The sequence below is a fragment of the Bacillus sp. TL12 genome, from assembly GCF_022625245.1.
Classification (GTDB): domain Bacteria; phylum Bacillota; class Bacilli; order Bacillales; family Bacillaceae_G; genus Bacillus_A.
In genome coordinates this window covers 47,992-69,224 of the sequence record NZ_JAJJBY010000019.1, presented here as the reverse complement: position 1 = coordinate 69,224, position 21,233 = coordinate 47,992, and the positions used below count along the sequence as shown (strand labels likewise).

Here is a 21,233-nt window from a genome sequence, read left to right as displayed (position 1 = left end):
ATTATTGATAACGTAATACAATCTCACTTAAATTTTTATCTTGTGTACCTTCTCCAACTGCAGAAAACTTCCATTCACTGCCATGACGATATATTTCACCTGCAACTAACGTTGTTTTTCCGCCGTAATTTTCCGATAAATTATAACGCGCTAATTCTTCACGTGTTTGCGGATTTTGAATCCGAATATACGCGTTCTGAATCATTCCAAAATCTTGACGACGATTCACACAATCATAAATATTTACAACAAATACTAAACGATTAATACGGCTCGGAACTTTATGTAATTCTACGAAAATCGTTTCGTCATCGCCAGCACCTTCACCTGTTAAATTATCACCTGAATGAATAATGCTTCCACAAGCAGATAGCTTATTACCAAAGTAAACAAGATCATTTTTATTTAAAAAACGATCATTTTCTAGCATAATCACAGATGCATCACAATCGATGTTTGGTTTGCTTCCAAATAACGAAGATAGAAATCCTCCTGATTGTCCCATCGGATCCCATCCTAAGCCAACCTGCAATTTTGCTACTCTTGGTTGTCCCTTCGTTAAGTCAATCTTCTGTCCTTTTTCTAAAATAATAGGCATGAAGTTTCTTCCTTTCTACAAGGTACTTTCCAAATGGGAAAATATTGTATTCTTCTCTTATATTGTAGCATTATTTGTCGATTGAAAAAAAGAATAAATTTTCAATTATATGAAAACATTCACGTCATTTATTCATAGGGATGTAAGAAGTGGTAAATCGATCCAATCATACCCGCATGATTACGATTTTTCGCTAGTTTGATTTCACAATTTTGATAGATTCCTTGTTCCAAATATTTCTGCACCTCTTTTTTCACTTCTTCTAACAATACATTCCCACGCTCCGTAATACCACCGCCAATAATAATCGCTTGTGGATTAAAGATATACGCAAGATTACTAATTCCAATCGCTAAATGTTTAAAGAATACTTGAACTGCTTGAATAACTTCTTTATCTTTCTGGTCGTATAACTCAAAGATTGTTTTTCCATTCCAGTTACTATCACCTTTATATTGCTTTACAAGACGAATTAATCCTGAAATAGATGCAATCTCTTCAAACCGTTCGCCTTCTACTCGCATGTTTCCCCATTCACCTGCACTAAATGAATGCCCTCGGTATAATTCTTCATTAATAATGATAGCCCCACCAATTCCTGTTCCAAGAGTAAGCATAATAAAGTTCTTTTTCTGCTTTCCTACTCCCTTCCACCTTTCTCCTAGCGCTGCACAATTCACATCATTTTCAATCGAGACAGGTACTTTTAGCACAGAGTGTAACTTATCAACAATAGGGATACCAGTATAGCTCGGAATATGATCCACGCCGCCAGTTATCATTCCTTTATGAATATCAACAATTCCCGCTGTACTAATGCCAATTCCAGAAATATTATGCTTACTCACTAAATTTTGAGATAAACTGATAAGCTTTTGAACAATTTGTTCGCCACCTAAATGTGCCTCTGTAGAAACAATTTGATGTACTAGTACTATTCCAAATTCTGAAACAATCCCATACTTAATTTGTGTACCCCCAATATCAAACGCAATATATTTTTTCATCCTGCCACTTCTCCCTACCATTATGATTTCTATTTTTCTGTACTAAAATAATAGGAGCTTACAAGATATACCGATCCAACTTTTACAGAAAATATCACCCTACTAATAATTTTAACATATCCTCTTTGAATCATTTTCTATATTAAAGTGAAAAACCGACCGATTCAAAACTTACTATTTTTTCTATATATGTTTTTTTTTGCGTAAAATCTCTTCTGCTATGAAATATTACAAAAGGATGTATTTTAGATGGAGTATTATTTGATATTTAGGAGGACACCAATGATAAAAATCACCACTTTAGCATTAGCACTATCTTTATCCTTTTTTAGCGGCCTAAGTAGCGGACATGCAACGAAATATGAATTTCATAACCTTGGCGTAAACGCAGTGGCTCAAGATGGCGATGATTCACAAGAAGGCGGCAATGGCTCCAAAGGTGGTAACGGCTCTCAAGGCGGTAACGGCTCTCAAGGTGGTAACGGCTCTCAAGGCGGTAACGGCTCTCAAGGTGGCAATGGTGCCAAAGGCGGTAACAGCTCTCAAGGTGGTAACGGCTCTCAAGGTGGTAACGGCTCTCAAGGCGGTAACGGCTCTCAAGGTGGTAACGGCTCTCAAGGTGGTAACGGCTCTCAAGGCGGTAACGGCTCTCAAGGCGGTAACGGCTCTCAAGGCGGTAACGGCTCTCAAGGCGGTAACGGCTCTCAAGGCGGTAACGGCTCTCAAGGCGGTAACGGCTCTCAAGGCGGTAACGGCTCTCAAGGTGGCAATGGTGGTAAAGTAAAAGGACAAGGTGATACATTACCTAATACTGCAACACATTATCCTGCAGCAATCTTAATGGGAATTACTACATTCCTATTTGGAATCACACTATTTGTTCGTAGAAAAAAAGTAAAATAATTAAAACAAAATAACTCCATCTATAAAATACATAATACAAATAGCTCAACTAAAATATAAATGGACTTTCACCTAGAATATTATAAATTCAGGATGAAGGTCCATTTTAAAACTTACACATTATCCTTTTCAAAATATCAGGAGTATTTATGAAAAGAAAATTTAGATCGCAACTATAAATGACCAAAATATTATTGTTAGAGAAGGCGAGATTCCCCTAACTTGTTATCTATTTTATTTCGTAGAGAATACGCCATATTTAAGCTAATCTTATTTTTATAAAACGGAATTTTCCGGAAATCAAAAAATCAATACGCCTTGCCCCAGTACACCATATGTTCAGCTTTTTCACCACAACATACGCACGCTTCTGCTAATGATTCCTGCTCAAATGGCATACACCGTGAAGAAATTCCTACTTCTTCTTTTAGTTTTTCTTCACAAGCCAGCTCACCACACCACATCGCTTTGATGAATCCTTGCTTCTCACCAGCTGCTTGCTTCATTTCTTCAAAGTTTGTAACACTATATGTGTGTTCATCGCGAAATGTTTTTGCTTTATTAAATAGAGAATCGTGAATCTCATCAAGTAATGATGTAATACGCTCTTCTAATTGATCCATTGACACAAATTCTTTTTCCTTCGTATCGCGTCTAACAAGTACCACTTGATTCTTCTCTATATCTTTTGGACCAACTTCTAAACGAATTGGAACGCCCTTCATTTCATACTCATTAAATTTCCAACCTGGTGTTTTATTACTAACATCCATTTTCACTCGTGCAACTTTTTGAATACTTCCTTGTAGCTCGATTGCTTTTTCTAGCACACCTTCTTTATGCTGAGCAATTGGTACAATGACAACTTGTACTGGTGCTACTTTTGGCGGCATCACTAGCCCATTATTATCGCTATGAACCATAATAAGTCCACCGATCATCCTAGTTGATACTCCCCAAGATGTTTGATGTACATATTGCCATTTTCCATTACGATCTAAAAATTTAATATCAAACGCTTCAGAGAAATTCGTACCAAAGTTATGAGATGTTCCTGTTTGAAGTGCTTTTCCGTCATGCATCAAGCTTTCAATTGTATATGTTGCTTTCGCACCTGCAAATTTTTCTTTTTCCGTTTTCTGTCCTTTAATTACTGGAATTGCTAGGTAATCTTCACAGAAAGAAGCATATAAATTCAAAATATTTAACGTTTCTTCTTGAGATTCTTCTGCCGTTTCATGGATTGTGTGACCTTCTTGCCATAAAAATTCAGTTGTACGAAGAAATGGTCTCGTCGTTTTTTCCCAGCGCACTACTGAGCACCACTGATTGTATAATTTAGGCAGGTCATTATAAGACTGGACAATTTTTGAAAAATGTTCGCAAAATAACGTTTCAGATGTTGGACGAATACAGAGTCGTTCGGCTAATTTTTCATCTCCACCATGCGTAACCCATGCTACCTCAGGTGCAAACCCTTCTACATGATCCTTCTCTTTTTGCAGTAAGCTCTCTGGAATAAACATTGGCATATATACATTTTCATGACCAGATGCTTTTAACTTTTCATCCATCACTTTCTGTATATTTTCCCATAATGCGTACCCATATGGACGTAAAATCATACAACCTTTTACACTTGAATAATCAACGAGTTCAGCTTTCTTCACAATATCGGTATACCACTGAGCGAAGTCTTCTTCCATTTTTGTAATAGCCTGTACTTGTTCTTTTGCCATATTCTTTTCCTCCTTTAGAAAATAAAAAAAGCCCATGTCCCCTAAATAGGGACCGAGCTTTTGCCGGCGTTACCACCCTGATTCATGCACAAATAAATTGTACATGCTCTCTTTTTGATAACGGGAATTTCCCGCTGCACATGCAGAACGCAAAGGTAGGTTCCATATCGCCTTTTCAAGAATCTTCCAGCCGAACGGATTCTCTCTCTACAAAAAAGGTGAGATATGTACTAATCCTTTTTCATCGTTATAACAAGATAAATTTGTTGAATATCATAATATAAATTTTATTTTAAAACAATAGCTAATTTTCTTATTTTTATATATTCTTTTCGTTTTTTTCAATTTTATACTGAATTTACACATAACTTTTCCGAAAGAGTTTTACAAATTGATGAGTAATCATGCCAATGATTGTTCCCACTAAAACAAAAAAACATGCAATGCCATACCCCATTCCATCCCACCCACCAATAACGAAGATGGTAAACGGAAAGAAAGCTAAACAAAGAAGAATTAAAATAAGTGCAAATATAATATCAAACGACCTCTTTGGAAATTGCTTCTTTAATAAAAATGAAATAGCAAATACAACGAGAATTGTTACGGCTCCAATTATAACAAAAACTTCAAATCCATCCATCCCATTCCCTCCTTCCATTCATTTCCTTATAATTTATTATATGTTTTAAAATTCAAAAAATAAATAATAAACTTTCTTCAAAAATAAGTTTTTATCACTAGGTATTAATAGTAATATATAATAATAAATTATATAACAGGAGGTATATGATAATGGAGTATCCATTAACAAATCGTGTAATTGTTTTATCTTTTGACTGTTTATCAGCTTTAGATTTTCCTATATTACAAGAACTTCCTCATTTTCGCTCTTTAATCGAACGAGGTGCAATTGCCAAAAAAGTAGAAGCCATTTATCCTTCTGTAACATATCCAAGTCACGCGACTATTGTAACTGGTAACTATCCTAACAAACATGGCGTTGTAAGCAATACATTACTTCAGCCTGGAAGAGAATCACCAGACTGGCATTGGTACCGCCATTCCATTAAAGGAACAACATTATATGATGAAGCAAGAAAAGCCAATTTAACAACCGCTGCCCTTCTATGGCCTGTTACAGGAAGAGCAAAAATAGATTATAACTTACCTGAAATCTTCCCAAACAGACCGTGGCAAAATCAAGTCCTTGTTTCGCTATTTAGCGGAAGCCCTTTGTATCAACTAGATTTAAATCGTCGTTTTGGCCATATTAGAAACGGATTATCACAACCTGAGCTTGATGATTTTGTCCTCGCCTCTACTGTACATACCATACAAACGAAAAAACCTAACGTCATGCTTGTTCACTTTACAGATTTAGATACACAAAGGCATTATCACGGATTTTCTTCTCCAGAAACAAGAGCCGCTATTCAAAGACACGATGAAAGACTCGGGAAGATTATCAAAGCATTAAAAAAAGCTAGTATTTACGAAGAAAGTACAATTATTGCTCTCGGCGATCATAGTGCTCTAAGTGAAAATAAAGCGATTCAATTAAACGTTCTATTCCATCAAAAAGGACTCATTTCAGTAAATCAAAATGGAAAATTAACATCTTGGAAAGCTTATTGTCAAAGCTGTGATGGTTCTGCTTACGTATATGTAAAAGATAAAAATGATATCCAAACGATACAAACTGTCCAACACCTTCTTGAAGAACTTCTTCAAGATAAACAAAATGGAATCGAATCTATCCTTCATGATGAAAATGCAAAAGAGCAGGGTGCTGATGGAAACTGTCTTTTTATGCTTGAAGCAAGGGAAGGCTATTACTTCACCCAAAACCATACAGGAGACTTTATAAAAGAAATCACAGAAAAAGATGTAACTCCTAGTAAAAAATACACATTTGGTACACATGGCTATTCTCCAACAAAACCAAACTATGAGACTATCTTTATGGCTGCTGGCAAAGGCATTCGTCAAGGTGCAATTATTCCATATATGCGCCTCATTGATGAAGGACCTACCATCGCGCGGTTACTCGGATTACATCTTGGTGAAACCGACGGAACTGTAATAGAGGATTTACTTCAATTGTAAAGAAGTTTGTATATATGTAAAAGTTACGTAAAACTTACCTCTGTTTCTCTTTTTCCTATTTTTATTTTTGTACACTAATGTTAGAACGATTTAAGGAGGAACATGATATGAAAAAAATGTCCAGACAAGAAAAAAGCTGGATATTGTATGACTGGGCAAACTCAGTATACTCCCTCGTCATTACAACTGCACTATTTCCAATTTATTTCAAAGCTGCTGCAAAAGAAGCAGGTCTATCTGGAGCAACTTCCACAGCTTTTTGGGGATACGCGAATTCTTTCTCTACACTTTTGATTTCTATCCTTGCTCCTATTCTTGGAACAATTGCTGATTATAAAGGATTTAAAAAGCGCTTTTTCACATTCTTTTTTGGACTCGGTATTATCTTTACAAGTATGCTAGCCATCGTTCCAACATCACAATGGTATTTACTACTAGGTTGCTATATGCTCGCTTTAGTTGGATTTGCCGGAGCAAACATTTTCTATGATGCATTTTTAGTAGATGTCACAACAGAAGATAGAATGGATCGTATTTCAACACGCGGATTTGCATTAGGTTATATTGGCAGTACGATTCCTTTTATCGGCTGCATTACTCTTATTATCCTTGCACAGAAAGGAACAATTCCATTATCAGTTGGCATCGCTAGTCAAATTTCCTTTGCCATTACAGCTCTTTGGTGGGGATTATTTACAATTCCGATGCTCAAAAATGTAGAGCAAACACATTATATTGAACGTCATCCAAAACCGATTACAATGAGCTTTAAGCGTTTAGCTCATACATTTAAACATATCCGTCAATACCGTACTGTCTTTTTGTTCCTACTTGCTTATTTCTTCTACATTGACGGTGTCGATACAATTATTACAATGTCTACAGCTTATGGAACAGACCTTGGTATTAGTGCGACAAACCTACTTATTATTTTATTTGTAACACAAATTGTTGCTTGTCCATTCGCTTTGCTATATGGGAAACTATCTGAAACGTTCAAAGGTAAGAAAATGCTATATGTCGGTATTATTATTTATATCATTATTTGTGCATACGCGTATTTCTTAAAAACAACACTCGATTTTTGGATTTTAGCTATGCTTGTTGCAACTTCTCAAGGCGGAATTCAGGCACTCAGCCGCTCATATTTTGCTAAATTAGTACCGAAAGAATCCGCAAATGAATTCTTCGGATTCTATAATATTTTTGGTAAGTTCGCAGCTATCATGGGACCTGTATTAGTCGGTGTGACTACTCAATTAACAGGACAAACAAATGCTGGTGTACTCAGTATTATCGTTTTATTTATAATAGGTGGATTCATACTAACACGAGTACCGGAAAATGCACCTTCTGTTACACCACCTACTCCAAAATCGGAAACACTATAATAAAAAATGTCCCTTTCTGCATACAGAAAGGGACATTTTTTATTATTCTATCGATACCTTCTCATCACCACATATACCCATTTAATCCCCGACATCTAAGTCGTGTTTATGAAAACAAAAGAAGTTCTCCACTCATTTTCTCCTTCTGTTTTCACATGGCATGGAGCTAAAAAAGGCACTAACCGCTTCTATCCGTGAGCGGATACTCTCTCCCATCTAAAAGGAATGGTTTTATCCCGCATTAACGGGCAGTAAGACCCCCACCTCAAGATTCAGAGAGAGGCGAGGAAGAGAGTTGGGGGATGAAGAAAACCCCCACTGATTAAAGTTTCACTTTATATCGATCTTTCAATACGTATTTATATAAAAACCCTACTGCTTATACAAAAATAATTGATCAACCGTTGTCCCTAACACTTCAGCTAAACGAAATGCCAGCGCTAAACTTGGATCATACTTATTATTTTCAATTGCATTTATTGTCTGTCTTGATACTTTACATTTATCAGCTAATGCACCTTGTGAAATATTATTTTCAGTGCGTAATTCGTAAATTTGATTTTTCACATTTTTTCTCCTAACCTGTAAAATCGTTTTTACAACATCAGTATATATTTGGCCGATATCGTTGTCAAAAAATTCCCATATAGAAAAGGAGCGTAAATCGCTCCTTTTCTAGTAAAATTACACAATAAAATTTCTACACCAAAGAATCCGTAACATCCTTTTGACTTGCATCCTCTTTTTTATCTCTAGCTTCTACATTCATTTTCATACGTAAAATTGGTAAAATCGCGAGTAGAATAAATGACATTGCCATACAAAATACAATAATAAGTGAGGTCAGTTCTTTTAATCCCCCAGCTAGTGAATTTCCAATTAGCATAGTTCCCATAAAAAGCGGTAAAATTGTACCATTTACACGTCCTATCATATTCTCTGGTACAAGCTGAATCATAAGCGTTCCAACAACAATGTTCACACAAGCTAAACAAATTCCCGTTCCAAATCGCATCAAACTAGTAATCCAAAATGATGTAGACAGTCCTTCCACAAGAAATGACATAGCCAATACAATCATACCAAACACAAACATTTTTTTCGGATTTACTTTTGAGGCAAAAACTGCCGCAACGACGCCTCCAATTAACATACCTATTCCATCAGCCGCTGCTAAATATTGAACTGCCTCCTTTTCCATTCCTAAACGTTCAATAACAAGAAATATTTCTAATGGATTTGTTAATCCTACTGCTAACCCCATAATTGCGAAAGTAATTGTAATCATACATAAATTTTTTGTTTGAAGGACATACCTCCATCCCTCTTTTATATCATTCCATAATGAAATACTCTCCGTTTTCTCTTTTTCTATCCATCTTGGTAAAAATGAAAGAGTAATAGCCGATAACACAAACAATCCAATTAAGCTATATAGTGAAATAAACAGCCCAAGCTGTGTATAAACAATCGATCCTACAACTGGCCCAAAAATCATAAATAACGACTGTAGTGTTTGATTTACTGCAATTGCGTTTGCAACATGTTTTTCTTCTACATAGCGTTTAAATATCCGTGAAGATGAAGGCTGAGAAAATTGTCCAACAATCGCTGAAACAAGCGTAGCAAAAAATATAGCCTGCCAATAATCAATCTTTAACAAGAAAACAATCCCTATAATAGATAACATACTTAGCACATCTCCTGCTACCATCGTTCTCTTCGGATTCCAGCGATCTGCTAGCGCACCACCAATGAATGCAAAAATAAAAATAGGCGCGTATTCCATAACAGATAATAATGAAACTGAAACGGGATCATTATTTGTTCGCTCCATAACGAAATACAAAAGTGCCATATTTCGAATCCAAATTGCAAACTGCTGTAAAATATCAGATGTCATAACAAGCATAAATGCTCGATTTTTGAATAAATCTTTCATATTATTCCTCCCTTTTTAAACCGACCGTCCAGTCTAATTTAATATAAAAGAAAAGGTGCTGATTTAAGATTCAGCTGCCATTCCTTGTAGCAGTACATCAATTGCCTTCTTGTAAATGCGCTTCATTTCTGTAGAGTCTAGTTCATAGTAAAGTACCCCAAGCCCAGATAATAAACCATTTACAATGTACATAAGATCCCTAGTATCTCCTTGACGGAATTCTCCAGATTGCATACCTTCTTCAATCAATTTTTCAAAAACACTGTATGATGCTCTTGCTAAAGCCAGCATTTCATCCAAAACTTCTTTACTCACGACTTGACTTGTAGAAAACTCTTCTACTGCACTAAAAATAGGCTGTTGTATATCTTCCACATGGTACTCTGCAAGCCCGTATAATTTTTCAGTGCTCGTATGAAACTGCTTTTCTTTTTCATTCCACTTTTCAAGCCAATCATACGTATGTTGTTTTACTACAAATAAAAATAATTCTTCTTTGCTTTTAAAATGATAATAAATGCTACCTTTACTACGCTTTGTAATTTCACAAATATCTTCCATAGATGTTGCAGCATATCCTTTTTGTGAAAATAATTCTTCTGCTTGGTACGCTATTTCTTTTTTTATCTCTTCTGCACTTTTTCTCATGTTCACACCTCATACAAACCGACTGTTCAGTCTAATATTAACAAATATAAAACCTCTTTTACAAGAGGAAATATTCCTTATTTAGGAAAAAACATTCTCAAACCATGTTCGAAGTGTATGGATAGCTCCAATCTTAAATCCAAGTTTGACTATAAATACTCCACCTGCAACGAATAAAAATAATGCTACCTTCCCTTTATTTTTGATCTTTGGTTTCTTCTCCATGCTTATTCCCCTTATAACATCATATATTCCTTATTTATCAATCCATTAAACTTATAAAGTGAAACTTTAATCAGTGAGGGTTTTCTTCATTCCCCACTGATTATTAGTTGAACCAATCGGGCTTTTACGGGCAGTTAATCCCCTACCTAACTTCTTTGCTTTCACTGAATTTTGAGGTGGGACCTTACTGCCCGTTAATGCGGGATAAACTCTTAAACAAACGTTTGTTTAGCTGATTTTATGCGGCTTCAAGCTAACTAATCAAACGTTTGTTTAAAAAGAAATACGCCCATAAAGAGCGTATTTCTCATTAATCTCCACCGCCGCCACAGCTACCACCATCACCGCCTGAAGAACCACTATCTCCCCAAAAAGAACTTCCGCAGTCATTTGAGTTGTCAGACCCCGCAAAGAAAAATGGTGTAGAGGTAGTAGTTGTCGTACTATCACCATTACCTGTTTTATAAAGATTTACTTTTCGTTTATTTCCTCTAATTGATTTGACAATCAACCCAATGAAAACTAAAAATAATAATGCCGCTATCACAAAACCCATATAAGCCCCTCCTTTATTCTTCTAATAATTGTAATACTCGTTCTATCTTCTCTAAGGAAATAAATCGTGACTCGCGCAGTATCTCTTTCCCTTCATGAAATAATAAAGTGAAACTTTAATCAGTGGGGGTTTTCTTCATCCCCCACTGATTATTAGTTGAACCAATCGGGCCTTTACGGGCAGTTTATCTCCCACCTAACTTCTTTGCTCCCACCGAATTTTGAGGTGGGAGTATTACTGCCCGTTAGTGCGGGATAAAACGGTTGGCCCTGTAAATACTAAATACTCCGCTGAAATTTTTTTCATATCCCGTAATGAAATCACAATATTTTCCACACCTTGATATTGTTTTAATAAGTGGTTTACTTTCTCTAACATCACATCACAAACACCACAATTTTCCGTTTTGATGAATAAAAGCACTACATCTTTTGCTTCAATATATGCTACTAATTCTTCTATCGTTTGAAAATTTCTCATGTCATCCCTCTTAACGCAATTTACGAAACATTTGGTCTTGGTACATACGAAATGCCGAATTTCCTTTTATTTTTCGCTTCTCCATTAACTGTTGAAATCGAAGAGTTTTTGCTGTTAACTCCTCTTTTAATTTTGCTCGTTCTGTTTCATCGTAACAACAAGCGATTAAATCTTCTATTTTCAATATATCCTTTTGTAATTCCATCTCTGCCGGAATCATTCCAGCATTCTTCAAAATTTTGTAGCTCATTCTAAGGTCTGGAGGTACCATTGAAAGGTCTTCTAATTGCAGTGGTTTCCCTTTACCTGGAAGATCATCAAGGTCACCATTATTGATTGCTTGACGAATTCTTTCTTCAGCAATGCTTAAGAAAACATCCATGCCGCTCCCTCCCTTACATATTTTTACTATTATTTTACATTAAAAATTCTAATTATACCATAATATGGTGCGCAAAAAATCAGATTCCATATTTATTTATACCTATATAATTTTGATTTTTCGACATATAAGTCACTGTTCCGAAGAAGAACAAGTGACTTTCACTCATTTTCTCTTTCCGTTTTAACCTGGCATGGTGCAGGAACAGAATATAACCGCCGCTATGCATAATCGCCTCCTCTCTTCCGCCTAAAAAGAAAGGATTTATGGCGTTTTTTATTTTGGTTTATATACTCCAAAAATAAAAAAATGCGGTAACTCTTATAATAGAGCCACCGCATTTCGTCAATCTTTCTTCAATTTTCTAGCAATCCCATTTCCTAGAGACTGTAAGCCTTGAACAAGAATAATTAAGATAAATACCGTTGCATACATCACTTCCGGTTCATACCGTAAATGGCCAAATCGGTATGCTAAATCCCCAAGTCCACCTGCTCCTACAAGCCCAGCCATTGCTGTTGCACCTATTAAACCAATCGTCGCAATTGTAAGTCCTAATACAAGAGATGGACGCGCTTCTTTCACCATAACGTGCCAAATAATCTTTACTGTAGAAACTCCCATCGCTTGATATGCCTCAATCACACCACGATCCACTTCTAATAAAGCTGTTTCCATTAACCGCGCAATATAAGGTGCTGTAAAAACAACAAGCGGTACAATTACACCTTTCACACCAATCGACGTTCCCATAAGCAGCTTCGTAAAAGGTAAAATGAAAAATAATAGAATAATAAATGGAAGAGAACGAATCACATTAATAATCGTATTCAAAATGGGATATACAATTTTATTCTCACGTTGACCACCAGGCCTTGTTAAAACAAGTGTGACGCCAAGTGGCAATGCAATAATGACTGATATAAGTAGTGAAATGGATGTCATTTGAAATGTTTGGATCGTCGCTTCCCATATCATCTTACTCCACTCATCCCAAAAGGACTTGCTTCCCATACTCTTCTTCTCCCCTTTCTACGATAATTCCTTGTTCCCTTAAAAACGTTAAAGCCCGTTTTACCTCGTGCTTTTCACCCTGCATATGAACAACGAGTTTACCATATGATTCTGATTTTAGTTGTGTAATATTCCCCGATAAAATATTGGGATATACTTGAAATCGCTTTGTAGCAACAGCAAGTGCCGGTTCTCCTGAAGAGTTTCCGACAAAGGACAACGTTACAATTTCACCAGTATTTTTTAGTTCTTTCTGTATTTCTTCTGGAATCTTAACCGCTAAAGCACTATTCACAAATTTTTTCGTTGTTTTATGTTGTGGGTTTGTAAAAATCTCTTTCACTGTTCCACTTTCTACGATAGCTCCCTGTTCCATCACAGCAACTCGATCACATATGCGCTGGATAACGTTCATTTCATGTGTAATAAGTAAAATCGTAATCCCAATTTTCTCATTAATTTCTAGTAGCAGATCTAAAATCGACTCCGTTGTTTCAGGATCTAATGCGCTTGTCGCTTCATCACTTAGCAACACTTCTGGTTCATAAGATAACGCACGTGCAATTGCAACACGCTGTTTTTGTCCACCAGAAAGCTCGCTTGGATACGCATCTTTTCTATCAAACAGATCAACAATACGTAAATACTTTTCTACTCTTTTTTCAATTTCCGTTTTTGAAATCCCAGCTAATCGTAAAGGTAATGCAATATTTTCATAAACGTTGACTGTTTTTAATAAGTTAAATCCTTGAAAAATCATCCCGATTTTTTGTCTCGCCTTTGCTAACTCTTTTGTAGATAAGGTTGTTAAATCCTTTTCATTTACAATTACATTACCTGTTGTTGGTTTTTCTAATAAGTTTACACAGCGAATTAATGTACTTTTACCTGCACCGCTATATCCAATGATTCCAAACACTTCTCCTTTTTCTATTTTAAGAGAAGTTGGTTTCAGAGCTTCTATCTTACCTTTTTTTGTTGTAAATACTTTAGAAACATTCTTCAATTCAATCATGATATTCAGCTCCTACCAAGACGGTAAAACAGAACCATCGAATTTTTTCTCGATAAACTCTTTTACTTCTTTAGACTGATACGCTTTCTTCAGTTTTTTTACAACTTCATCATCCTTATTCTCCGTACGAACAACTACCCAGTTCACATATGGTGAATCTTTTCCTTCACGGAAAATAGAATCTTTAGCTGGACTTAACTTTGCACCTAATGCAAAGTTTGTGTTAATCGCAGCAGCTTTCACTTCACCTAATTGCGTTGGTAGTTGCGATGCCTCTAATTCAACAATTTTTAAATTCTTCGGATTCTCAATGACATCTTTTGCAGTTGCTTTTTCTGTTGCTTTTGGATCCACTTTTAAAACGCCTGCTTTTTCAAATAGTTTTAACGCTCGAAGTTCATTCGTTGGATCATTGGGTACAGCAATCGCATCTCCATCTTTTAACTCTTTTACATCTTTCAAACTTTTAGAATATACTCCCATTGGGAACGTGACCGTTGAAAATACTTCTGTCAGTTTCATATTACGTTCTGCTTTAAATACATCTAAATAAGACTTCGTTTGGTAACTATTTACGTCAATGCTTTTTTCATCTAGCGATACATTCGGCGCTACATAATCATTAAATACTTTTATGTCGACTTGCACCCCATCTTTTGCTGCTACTTCTTTTACTTTTTCAAAAATTTGTTCATGTGGCCCCCCAGTCACACCAACTGTAACTTTTTTCTCTTCTAGCGCTTTTGCCTCCTTACCCGAATCAGCACTACATGCACCTAGTAATAATACCGTTCCGCTTACAATACTTAACAACAACTTTTTCATATACAGTTCCCCCCACATATATTCTCTCTCTTCAAACCAAAAACACCTCTCAAATAAGAGAGGTGTCGAATAAACAAAATAGGCTCCTCTCTTATCTTCCAAAACGAAAATCGTTTTGCAGGAATTAGCACCTTAGCTTATTATTCATAAGCTCGGTTGCCGGGCATCATAGGGCCAGTCCCTCCGCCTCTCTGGATAAGAGTATTTGTATGAATTTTTTTAAAAGTTATGGTACTAATAGTAAATCTTACAAATTTTTTTGTCAATCATATTTTTCAGAATATATTTTATTTTCATTTTGAAACATCATAGCAATAGTGAGCAATTACTATGTACAAAGTATGTGCATCATTACTATACTTAGTAACAGCACATACACGAAAAGAGGTTACATTTTATGAGTGAATCATCATCTATACAAACCCTACTCCTATCTCAAATAGAAAAACTAACACAATCCTTTCATTACGATTTTTTATATGAGGTTGAACAACAAAAAACGCTATGCCAAATTCTTTTAAGGGATGATAACGGATCAATTGTAGCGACACCTCTTAGTTTTCATATGTCAATAGACGAAGTTGCCGGCAAAGGTGAATGTATTTTTTATCACGAACATGGTGAATTTCATCGACAAAAATTTGATATTTACACAGAAGACAGCATCGTTAAGTTGCTGTTGTTCATTCAAGAACGTTTGCAAGTAAATCAATGAACATAATGAAAGCAGCCACAAAAAGTGGCTGCTTTCATTTTATATTCCTAAATAACTTTCCCTCTTATTTTTTAGTACGATTCATTTCCTCCAAATTCCAAACTCGTGTCACCCAAGACTCATAAAAAGATGGCTCGTGAGAAACGAGTAAAACCGTTCCTTGATAATTTTGCAAAGCTTCTTCTAGCGCTTCTTTCGCATACACATCTAAATGATTGGTTGGTTCATCTAAAATTAATACATTACTCCGCGTTAACATAAGCTCACATAAACGTACCTTTGTTTGTTCTCCACCACTTAACAAGTGAAGAGACTGCCGAATATGCTCTTCCTTTAAACCACATCTTGCTAAAGATTGCCTGATTTCTTTTTGCGTCATATCCGGACGTCCTGACCAGATTTGCTCAAGTGGTGTAATTTCTTTCGCAAATTCTTCTTGAGCAAAATATGCAGGGTGTACTCGTTCTCCAATACTTACGGTTCCACTTATTGGTTTTAATTGCCCTAGTAATGTTTTTAACATTGTGGTTTTTCCAATTCCATTATGCCCAACAATTGCAATCTTTTCGCCCCTTTTCACTTGTAAATTAAGGGCTGTAAACAATGGTTCTGCATAACCAATTTGGATCTGCTGCGCTTGTAATATGCGGCTCACAGGCTCATTGTGAACCTGAAAATGAAAACGCGGCCTGTGTGCATCATTAGGCTTTCCAACCTTTTTCATTTTCTCCAATACCTTTTCACGACTTTTTGCTTGCTTTGCTTTTCGGATTTTATTTTTTTGAATAAAACCCTCTAAATTTGCAATTTCCTTTTGCTGCCTTGTATAAGCTGCTTTTAATTGTTGTTTCTGAAGTTGATAGCTTTCTAAAAAACTTTCATAACTCCCCGCGTAGCGCTTTATTGTGTTCCCTTCTAAATGATAAATCACATTCGTAATACTGTTTAAAAATGATTCATCATGTGAAACGACAATATAAGCATGCTCATACGTTTGTAAATATGCTCTTAGCCAATCAATATGAAGCGTATCTAAATAATTTGTCGGCTCATCAAGTAATAAAACGTGTGGCTTCTCTAAAAGAAGCTTGCCAAGTAATAACTTTGTGCGCTGACCACCACTTAATTTTGAAACATCTTTTTTCATCCCTAAATCTAACAAGCCTAAACCAGTTGCTACTTCTTCTATTGTTGTATGAAGTTGATAAAAATTTGAGCCTTCTAGCTTATTTTGTAATTCCCCATACTGTACTAATAACTTCTCTAAATCTGTTTCCTTTGCCATCTTGTCAGCAATATCCATCATTTCACGTTCAACCTTATACAGATGAGAAAATGCACTTTGCAAATATTCTTCAATCGTTGTTCCTTCTTGTAAATCAATATGCTGCTGTAAAAAACCGACTTTCACATGTGGAAACCATTCAATTGTTCCCCTATCTGGTAAAATCTCTCCTGCTAAAAGACGAAGCAATGTAGATTTTCCGGCACCATTACTTCCTACAAGCCCAACATGATCACCTTGTAATAACCGAAAGCAAGCATTATATAAAATGGTTTTATCCCCATACATATGCGAAAGATTTTCTACTGTTAATACACTCATTTTTGTTCTCTCCTTTTCTTTATCGCTAACAAGCCAAATAGAGAGAACAGCAAAATAAAGGTCTTATTAAATTGTGTATACATGAAAAATGGGTAAGGTGAATACACCTTACCCATCACAAAATATTATTGTAAAAAAGGATTAAGGTTCTTTATCTGCTGTCTTCAATTTGGCTTAAACTTTAAAAATGGGCAGACTTCTCCCATATCAAGCTAAAACCATTTGAAGAACAGTTGATAAAGTCATCTTATCCTTTCACTCCTTTATAAATCATTATTGTCTTATAATAAGCATGTACCATGCTCTTATATTTTATTCGTTATAAATCTGTTTGTTCCTCTTTTTCACAAAAAAATTTCTTCATACATCTTCTCCATTGCGTAAGGTCTTGTAACATCTAAAGTTAACGATTTCCACATAAAAAAGCCTCTTAACAATCATTATACCAAAAATTGTTAAGAGACCTTTTTCACTTCCGCATATAAGGAGCTAATATCTCTAAAATCTCCGCTTTGTCTTCTTTTAACTCAAGGGATGTCAACATATCCATCGTACGAGGACGTGGTAAATTCACTTGTACTTCCCCTACAATCGTTGCTGGCCTTTGCGATAGAATAAATACACGATCAGATAATAGAATTGCTTCATCCAAATCATGCGTTACCATCACAATCGTTTGCTTCTCTTGATGCCAAGAATCTAAAAGCCAACGATGCACTTCCATTTTTGTAAATGCATCTAACTTACCAAAAGGTTCATCAAGCAACATAATCGGTTTTTCACATAAATACGTACGAAGGAAACTAATGCGCTGACGCATACCACCTGACAATGCATCTGGATAATGATTTGCGTATTCAGCTAAACCAAACTGCTGTAAAGCTTCCATTCCATCTGCAAGTCGCTCTTTCTTTGGCTTTCTATCAATTTCTAATGGAAGGACAATATTTTGCAGTGCTGAGCGCCATGGAAGCAGCAAATCTTGCTGCGGCATATAACTTACAATATCCTGCTTTTGAACGAGAGTATCGTTGTAGATTACCTCACCGCTAGTCGCCTCTTCAACGCTCGCAATCAGATTTAATAACGTACTTTTCCCGCAACCACTTGGGCCTACAAATGAGACAAATTCACCTTCTTGTATAGAAGCGCTAATCTTTTCTAGTACATTTTTTCCATCAAATGCTTTTACAACATCTTTTATTTGTAATCCGTTCATTTTTCACTTGGAAGGAATTCATTTGTAAAGGCATCTTTCACATCAATTTTCTTTTTAATAACTTTGTTATCATATAAGAAATTCATGTAATTCGTCCAAACTTCTTCCTTCTGTACTCCCCATGCTTTTGCATCGTCTTGATACTTTGTGCTTAGCCACTTTTGGCTCTCTTGTACTAGTTCTTTATTAATATCTGGTACATTTTTAATTAAAATATCAGCCGCTTCTTTTGGCTCTTTAATTGCAAAATTATATCCTTTTGCTGTTGCATTCATGAATTTTTTTACAAAGTCTTTATCATTTTTCGTATGTTTTTCACTTGTAATAATGACTGGGCTATAGAAATCTAATGCTGGGTCTAAGTCTTTTACCATAATTGTATTTAATTCTTTTCCTTGTCGTTTCGCTTCGATACCATCCCAGCCATAATAAATCCATTCAAAATCTGCATCTCTACCAATTGATTTAAAGAAATCAGTTTGTCCAAGAACAATCTTTTCTACTTTACTAAAGTCAGCTTGATGTTTATCCATAATTGTTTTTAGCGTCGCTTCTTCTGCTGGTGCTCCCCAGCCTCCATAACGTTTTCCTTCAAAATCTTTTGGAGAAGTAATATTGTCTTTTTTCAACGATGCAAATGCAGATGTATTATGTTGAATAATTGCTCCAATAGAAACGACCGGGATTTCTTCAACACGAGCTGATGTTACATTTTCTTGATAACTTACACCGAAATCCGCTTTTCCTGATGCAATCATTTGCTCTGCCGATACGTTATCACCTGGCTGAATGATTTCTACATCTAACCCTTGCTTTTTATAATAATCTTTCGTCTTTGCTACGTATAAACCAGTATGGTTTGTATTTGGAAACCAATCTAAAACAACTTTTACTTTCTTTTCTTTATCTGGACTCTCTTCTTTCTTCGCCGCATTACAACCGACCACGCCTACAGCTAACAACGCTGCTAGCATAACTTTTAAACCTTTTTTCATTTTTTATCGTCCTTTCTATAGATCCATGGTGCTGTTAGTCTTGCCATAAATTCTACGATAAAATACAAGAGTAATGTCACCATGACGATAATTGCTGCGATTCCAAATACACGAGCTGTTAAAAAGGATTTTGTTGCACGCGTAAGCATGACACCTAATCCTTCACTCGCGCCAAGCCATTCCCCAATAATCGCTCCCATCACGCTATATGTAACGGCAATTTTCAGCCCCGAGAAAAAGTATGGAAGCACGGCTGGAAATTTTACCTTTTGGTAGATTTGCCATTTGGTTGCACGCATTGTTTGTAATAACTTAAGCATGTTTTTATCTACTGTTTGAAAGCCTTCTAAAATACTAAGAGCAATCGGAAAGAAACAAACAAGAATAACGACCATCACCTTTGGAAGCATCCCATATCCAAACCAAATAATAAATAAAGGTGCTAGCACGACAATCGGAATGGTTTGTGAGATAACGAGTAACGGGTTAATTAAAATGCGAAATAACGGAATAACATCCATAATAATTGCAATACTTGTTCCAAGTAAAATCGCAAAAAACAAACCAATTACAACTTCTTGTAGTGTTTGCATTGTATTTGGTAACAATAAATCTTTCATTCCAATTAGCTCTTGAACAATCGCAGAAGGTTTTGGCAAAATCCACGGTTCAATTCGAAATAATGAAACAGATCCTTCCCATATAGCAATGAGAAGGATAAGCCAAATTGTTGTAATTGTTATGTTAGATTGTTTCTGGTTTTTCATATTCATCACGGTACTTCCAAACTTTCTCATCAATCGTTACACCAGTACTTGGACGATAATGAATTTTAATAGAAGTAATCACTTCTTCTGCTCCAGCATCGACACAAGCTTGTTGTGCACGCTTAATAACATCAAGAAGCACGTCTAATTCTCCTTCCAGCGTTGTTTCCATTGCACCTACTTCATAGCGAACACCAGATTGTTGTACGACTTCAATCGCCTTATCAACAACGGAATACACATCTTTCGTTTTCGCTTGTGGTACAACTGAAAATGAAATGGTAACTTGTTGTGACATACTAAAATCCCCCTTGCAAAATATGTTTTGTAAAAAGAAAAGGCTTTCCTACGAAGTACGCAGGAAAGCCTTGTATGCAAGTTATTATACAATAACATTTGCTTACATCACTTTAAGTAACTCCCTACGCTGGCATTATCCAGATCAGGTTGAGGGTCGATGCTTACTTACATCCTCTCAGCCAATTGGCTCCCCAGTCTTAATTCGTTTTCATTGTAGCATGATTTATTTTTTCAAACAAACAAATCCACATTTTTTTTCATAATATGATACTGCTTACAATCTATTGGTCATATATTTTATCATAGCAAAAATACAAGCATATTAAGGAGGGGAAAAATGGGAATCCGTTTTATTCAAATCTCTTCTATTTATTTTGTCATCGGTGTTTGTATGGGGTTATTCATGTCAATTTCATCTAATTTCAAATTGACCGCAGTTCATGTGCATGTTTTATTACTAGGCTGGACTTCTATGATGGTAGCTGGTATTTTATATTATATTTTCAAAGAAGCTGGCACCTCAAAACTTGGTAAATTACATTTTTGGCTCTTAAATATCGGACTACCGATTATGATGATTGCACTTGCCTTTGAGATTTACGGTTACCATGCAGCTATCCCTTTTGTTGCTGGTGGAAGTATTCTTGTTGTTCTTTCCATTATTATCTTTACTATTAATATTTTTGTGCATATAAAAGAAAACAATAGCATTCTTTAAAAGGAAAAAGCAGAAACGAATAAACTCGTTTCTGCTTTTTTCTTTCCCCCCTCTTAACATCCTCATTTCACATTTTCTT

23 protein-coding genes, 1 pseudogene, 2 riboswitches and 1 other annotated feature are annotated in these 21,233 nt (G+C 35.7%); of the genes and pseudogenes, 5 read left to right on the top strand and 19 right to left on the bottom strand.

Going from position 1 to position 21,233, the window contains the following annotated elements; genetic code table 11:
• Position 1 precedes the first annotated feature (1 nt).
• Together LOK41_RS17585 and LOK41_RS17580 are read right to left on the bottom strand one after the other, a co-directional pair.
• Positions 2-598: a TerD family protein gene (locus tag LOK41_RS17585; protein WP_241817630.1), complete on the bottom strand. Its 597-nt coding sequence runs from the start codon at positions 596-598 to the stop codon at positions 2-4.
• 128 nt (positions 599-726) lie between these two features.
• Positions 727-1,605 (bottom strand): ROK family protein, encoded by an 879-nt coding sequence (locus LOK41_RS17580; RefSeq protein WP_241817629.1) that lies wholly within the window; start codon positions 1,603-1,605, stop codon positions 727-729.
• A gap of 282 nt (positions 1,606-1,887) precedes the next feature.
• Between LOK41_RS17580 and LOK41_RS17575 the strand changes: the two genes are divergently transcribed.
• Complete coding sequence (locus LOK41_RS17575) at positions 1,888-2,508, top strand: LPXTG cell wall anchor domain-containing protein (protein ID WP_241817628.1); 621 nt, start codon at positions 1,888-1,890, stop codon at positions 2,506-2,508.
• Between the two features lie 308 nt (positions 2,509-2,816).
• On the opposite strand, the gene proS is transcribed toward LOK41_RS17575, so the two are convergent.
• Together proS and LOK41_RS17565 are read right to left on the bottom strand one after the other, a co-directional pair.
• Positions 2,817-4,247, bottom strand: coding sequence for a proline--tRNA ligase (proS, locus tag LOK41_RS17570; RefSeq protein ID WP_241817627.1), 1,431 nt, complete (start codon positions 4,245-4,247; stop codon positions 2,817-2,819).
• Positions 4,248-4,291: 44 nt separating this feature from the next.
• Positions 4,292-4,501 (bottom strand) — a binding site (T-box leader).
• Positions 4,502-4,605: 104 nt separating this feature from the next.
• Positions 4,606-4,890, bottom strand: a complete 285-nt coding sequence (locus LOK41_RS17565) for a YesK-like family protein (protein WP_277818668.1) — start codon at positions 4,888-4,890, stop codon at positions 4,606-4,608.
• Between the two features lie 152 nt (positions 4,891-5,042).
• On the opposite strand from LOK41_RS17565, the gene LOK41_RS17560 reads away from it, so the two are divergent.
• Together LOK41_RS17560 and LOK41_RS17555 are read left to right on the top strand one after the other, a co-directional pair.
• The gene (locus tag LOK41_RS17560) at positions 5,043-6,356 is read left to right on the top strand and encodes an alkaline phosphatase family protein (RefSeq protein WP_241817625.1); all 1,314 of its coding nucleotides are present in this window, start codon (positions 5,043-5,045) and stop codon (positions 6,354-6,356) included.
• A gap of 107 nt (positions 6,357-6,463) precedes the next feature.
• Positions 6,464-7,747 carry an MFS transporter gene (locus LOK41_RS17555; RefSeq protein ID WP_241817624.1) on the top strand — a complete coding sequence of 428 codons (1,284 nt, stop codon included), beginning with the start codon at positions 6,464-6,466 and terminating at the stop codon, positions 7,745-7,747.
• 372 nt (positions 7,748-8,119) lie between these two features.
• Here the strand turns inward: LOK41_RS17555 and LOK41_RS17550 are convergent, their stop codons facing one another.
• The 10 genes and pseudogenes from LOK41_RS17550 to LOK41_RS17500 form a co-directional block, all read right to left on the bottom strand.
• The gene (locus LOK41_RS17550) at positions 8,120-8,371 is read right to left on the bottom strand and encodes a helix-turn-helix transcriptional regulator (protein ID WP_098360104.1); all 252 of its coding nucleotides are present in this window, start codon (positions 8,369-8,371) and stop codon (positions 8,120-8,122) included.
• A 76-nt stretch (positions 8,372-8,447) separates the two neighbouring features.
• Entirely contained in the window at positions 8,448-9,689 is a 1,242-nt protein-coding gene (locus LOK41_RS17545) for an MFS transporter (RefSeq protein ID WP_241817623.1), read from the bottom strand.
• Positions 9,690-9,752: 63 nt separating this feature from the next.
• A complete protein-coding gene (locus LOK41_RS17540; protein ID WP_241817622.1) occupies positions 9,753-10,337 on the bottom strand; it encodes a TetR/AcrR family transcriptional regulator in 585 nt (194 codons plus the stop codon).
• Between the two features lie 81 nt (positions 10,338-10,418).
• Positions 10,419-10,562, bottom strand: a complete 144-nt coding sequence (locus LOK41_RS17535; RefSeq protein WP_241817621.1) for a histidine kinase — start codon at positions 10,560-10,562, stop codon at positions 10,419-10,421.
• Between the two features lie 310 nt (positions 10,563-10,872).
• Positions 10,873-11,118, bottom strand: a complete 246-nt coding sequence (locus tag LOK41_RS17530) for a hypothetical protein (RefSeq protein ID WP_241817620.1) — start codon at positions 11,116-11,118, stop codon at positions 10,873-10,875.
• A 237-nt stretch (positions 11,119-11,355) separates the two neighbouring features.
• Positions 11,356-11,598: pseudogene (locus tag LOK41_RS17520) on the bottom strand (thioredoxin domain-containing protein); the annotation flags it as partial.
• Positions 11,599-11,608: 10 nt separating this feature from the next.
• On the bottom strand, positions 11,609-11,980 hold the full coding sequence (locus LOK41_RS17515; protein ID WP_241817619.1) for a DnaJ family domain-containing protein: 372 nt from the start codon (positions 11,978-11,980) through the stop codon (positions 11,609-11,611).
• A 345-nt stretch (positions 11,981-12,325) separates the two neighbouring features.
• Positions 12,326-12,994 carry a methionine ABC transporter permease gene (locus tag LOK41_RS17510; protein ID WP_241817618.1) on the bottom strand — a complete coding sequence of 223 codons (669 nt, stop codon included), beginning with the start codon at positions 12,992-12,994 and terminating at the stop codon, positions 12,326-12,328.
• Positions 12,969-14,009 (bottom strand): methionine ABC transporter ATP-binding protein, encoded by a 1,041-nt coding sequence (locus tag LOK41_RS17505; protein ID WP_174101236.1) that lies wholly within the window; start codon positions 14,007-14,009, stop codon positions 12,969-12,971. Before LOK41_RS17505 ends, LOK41_RS17510 begins: the two co-directional genes overlap by 26 nt.
• 12 nt (positions 14,010-14,021) lie before the next feature.
• On the bottom strand, positions 14,022-14,834 hold the full coding sequence (locus tag LOK41_RS17500; RefSeq protein WP_241817617.1) for a MetQ/NlpA family ABC transporter substrate-binding protein: 813 nt from the start codon (positions 14,832-14,834) through the stop codon (positions 14,022-14,024).
• 88 nt (positions 14,835-14,922) lie between these two features.
• Positions 14,923-15,036, bottom strand: a riboswitch (SAM riboswitch).
• A gap of 195 nt (positions 15,037-15,231) precedes the next feature.
• Here LOK41_RS17500 and LOK41_RS17495 point away from each other — a divergent pair.
• A complete protein-coding gene (locus LOK41_RS17495) occupies positions 15,232-15,549 on the top strand; it encodes a hypothetical protein (protein WP_241817616.1) in 318 nt (105 codons plus the stop codon).
• 64 nt (positions 15,550-15,613) lie between these two features.
• On the opposite strand, the gene LOK41_RS17490 is transcribed toward LOK41_RS17495, so the two are convergent.
• The 5 genes from LOK41_RS17490 to LOK41_RS17470 form a co-directional block, all read right to left on the bottom strand.
• Entirely contained in the window at positions 15,614-17,155 is a 1,542-nt protein-coding gene (locus LOK41_RS17490; RefSeq protein WP_241817615.1) for an ABC-F family ATP-binding cassette domain-containing protein, read from the bottom strand.
• A 469-nt stretch (positions 17,156-17,624) separates the two neighbouring features.
• The gene (locus LOK41_RS17485; protein WP_241817614.1) at positions 17,625-18,374 is read right to left on the bottom strand and encodes an ABC transporter ATP-binding protein; all 750 of its coding nucleotides are present in this window, start codon (positions 18,372-18,374) and stop codon (positions 17,625-17,627) included.
• Positions 18,371-19,369 carry an ABC transporter substrate-binding protein gene (locus tag LOK41_RS17480; RefSeq protein WP_241817613.1) on the bottom strand — a complete coding sequence of 333 codons (999 nt, stop codon included), beginning with the start codon at positions 19,367-19,369 and terminating at the stop codon, positions 18,371-18,373. The genes LOK41_RS17485 and LOK41_RS17480 overlap by 4 nt, the downstream gene beginning before the upstream one ends.
• Positions 19,366-20,142 (bottom strand): ABC transporter permease, encoded by a 777-nt coding sequence (locus LOK41_RS17475; protein ID WP_241817612.1) that lies wholly within the window; start codon positions 20,140-20,142, stop codon positions 19,366-19,368. The genes LOK41_RS17480 and LOK41_RS17475 overlap by 4 nt, the downstream gene beginning before the upstream one ends.
• Positions 20,114-20,434: an MTH1187 family thiamine-binding protein gene (locus LOK41_RS17470; protein ID WP_241817611.1), complete on the bottom strand. Its 321-nt coding sequence runs from the start codon at positions 20,432-20,434 to the stop codon at positions 20,114-20,116. Before LOK41_RS17470 ends, LOK41_RS17475 begins: the two co-directional genes overlap by 29 nt.
• Positions 20,435-20,538: 104 nt before the next feature.
• Positions 20,539-20,640, bottom strand: a riboswitch (TPP riboswitch).
• A 133-nt stretch (positions 20,641-20,773) separates the two neighbouring features.
• Between LOK41_RS17470 and LOK41_RS17465 the strand changes: the two genes are divergently transcribed.
• The gene (locus LOK41_RS17465; RefSeq protein ID WP_241817610.1) at positions 20,774-21,154 is read left to right on the top strand and encodes a cytochrome-c oxidase; all 381 of its coding nucleotides are present in this window, start codon (positions 20,774-20,776) and stop codon (positions 21,152-21,154) included.
• Positions 21,155-21,233: the final 79 nt, after the last annotated feature.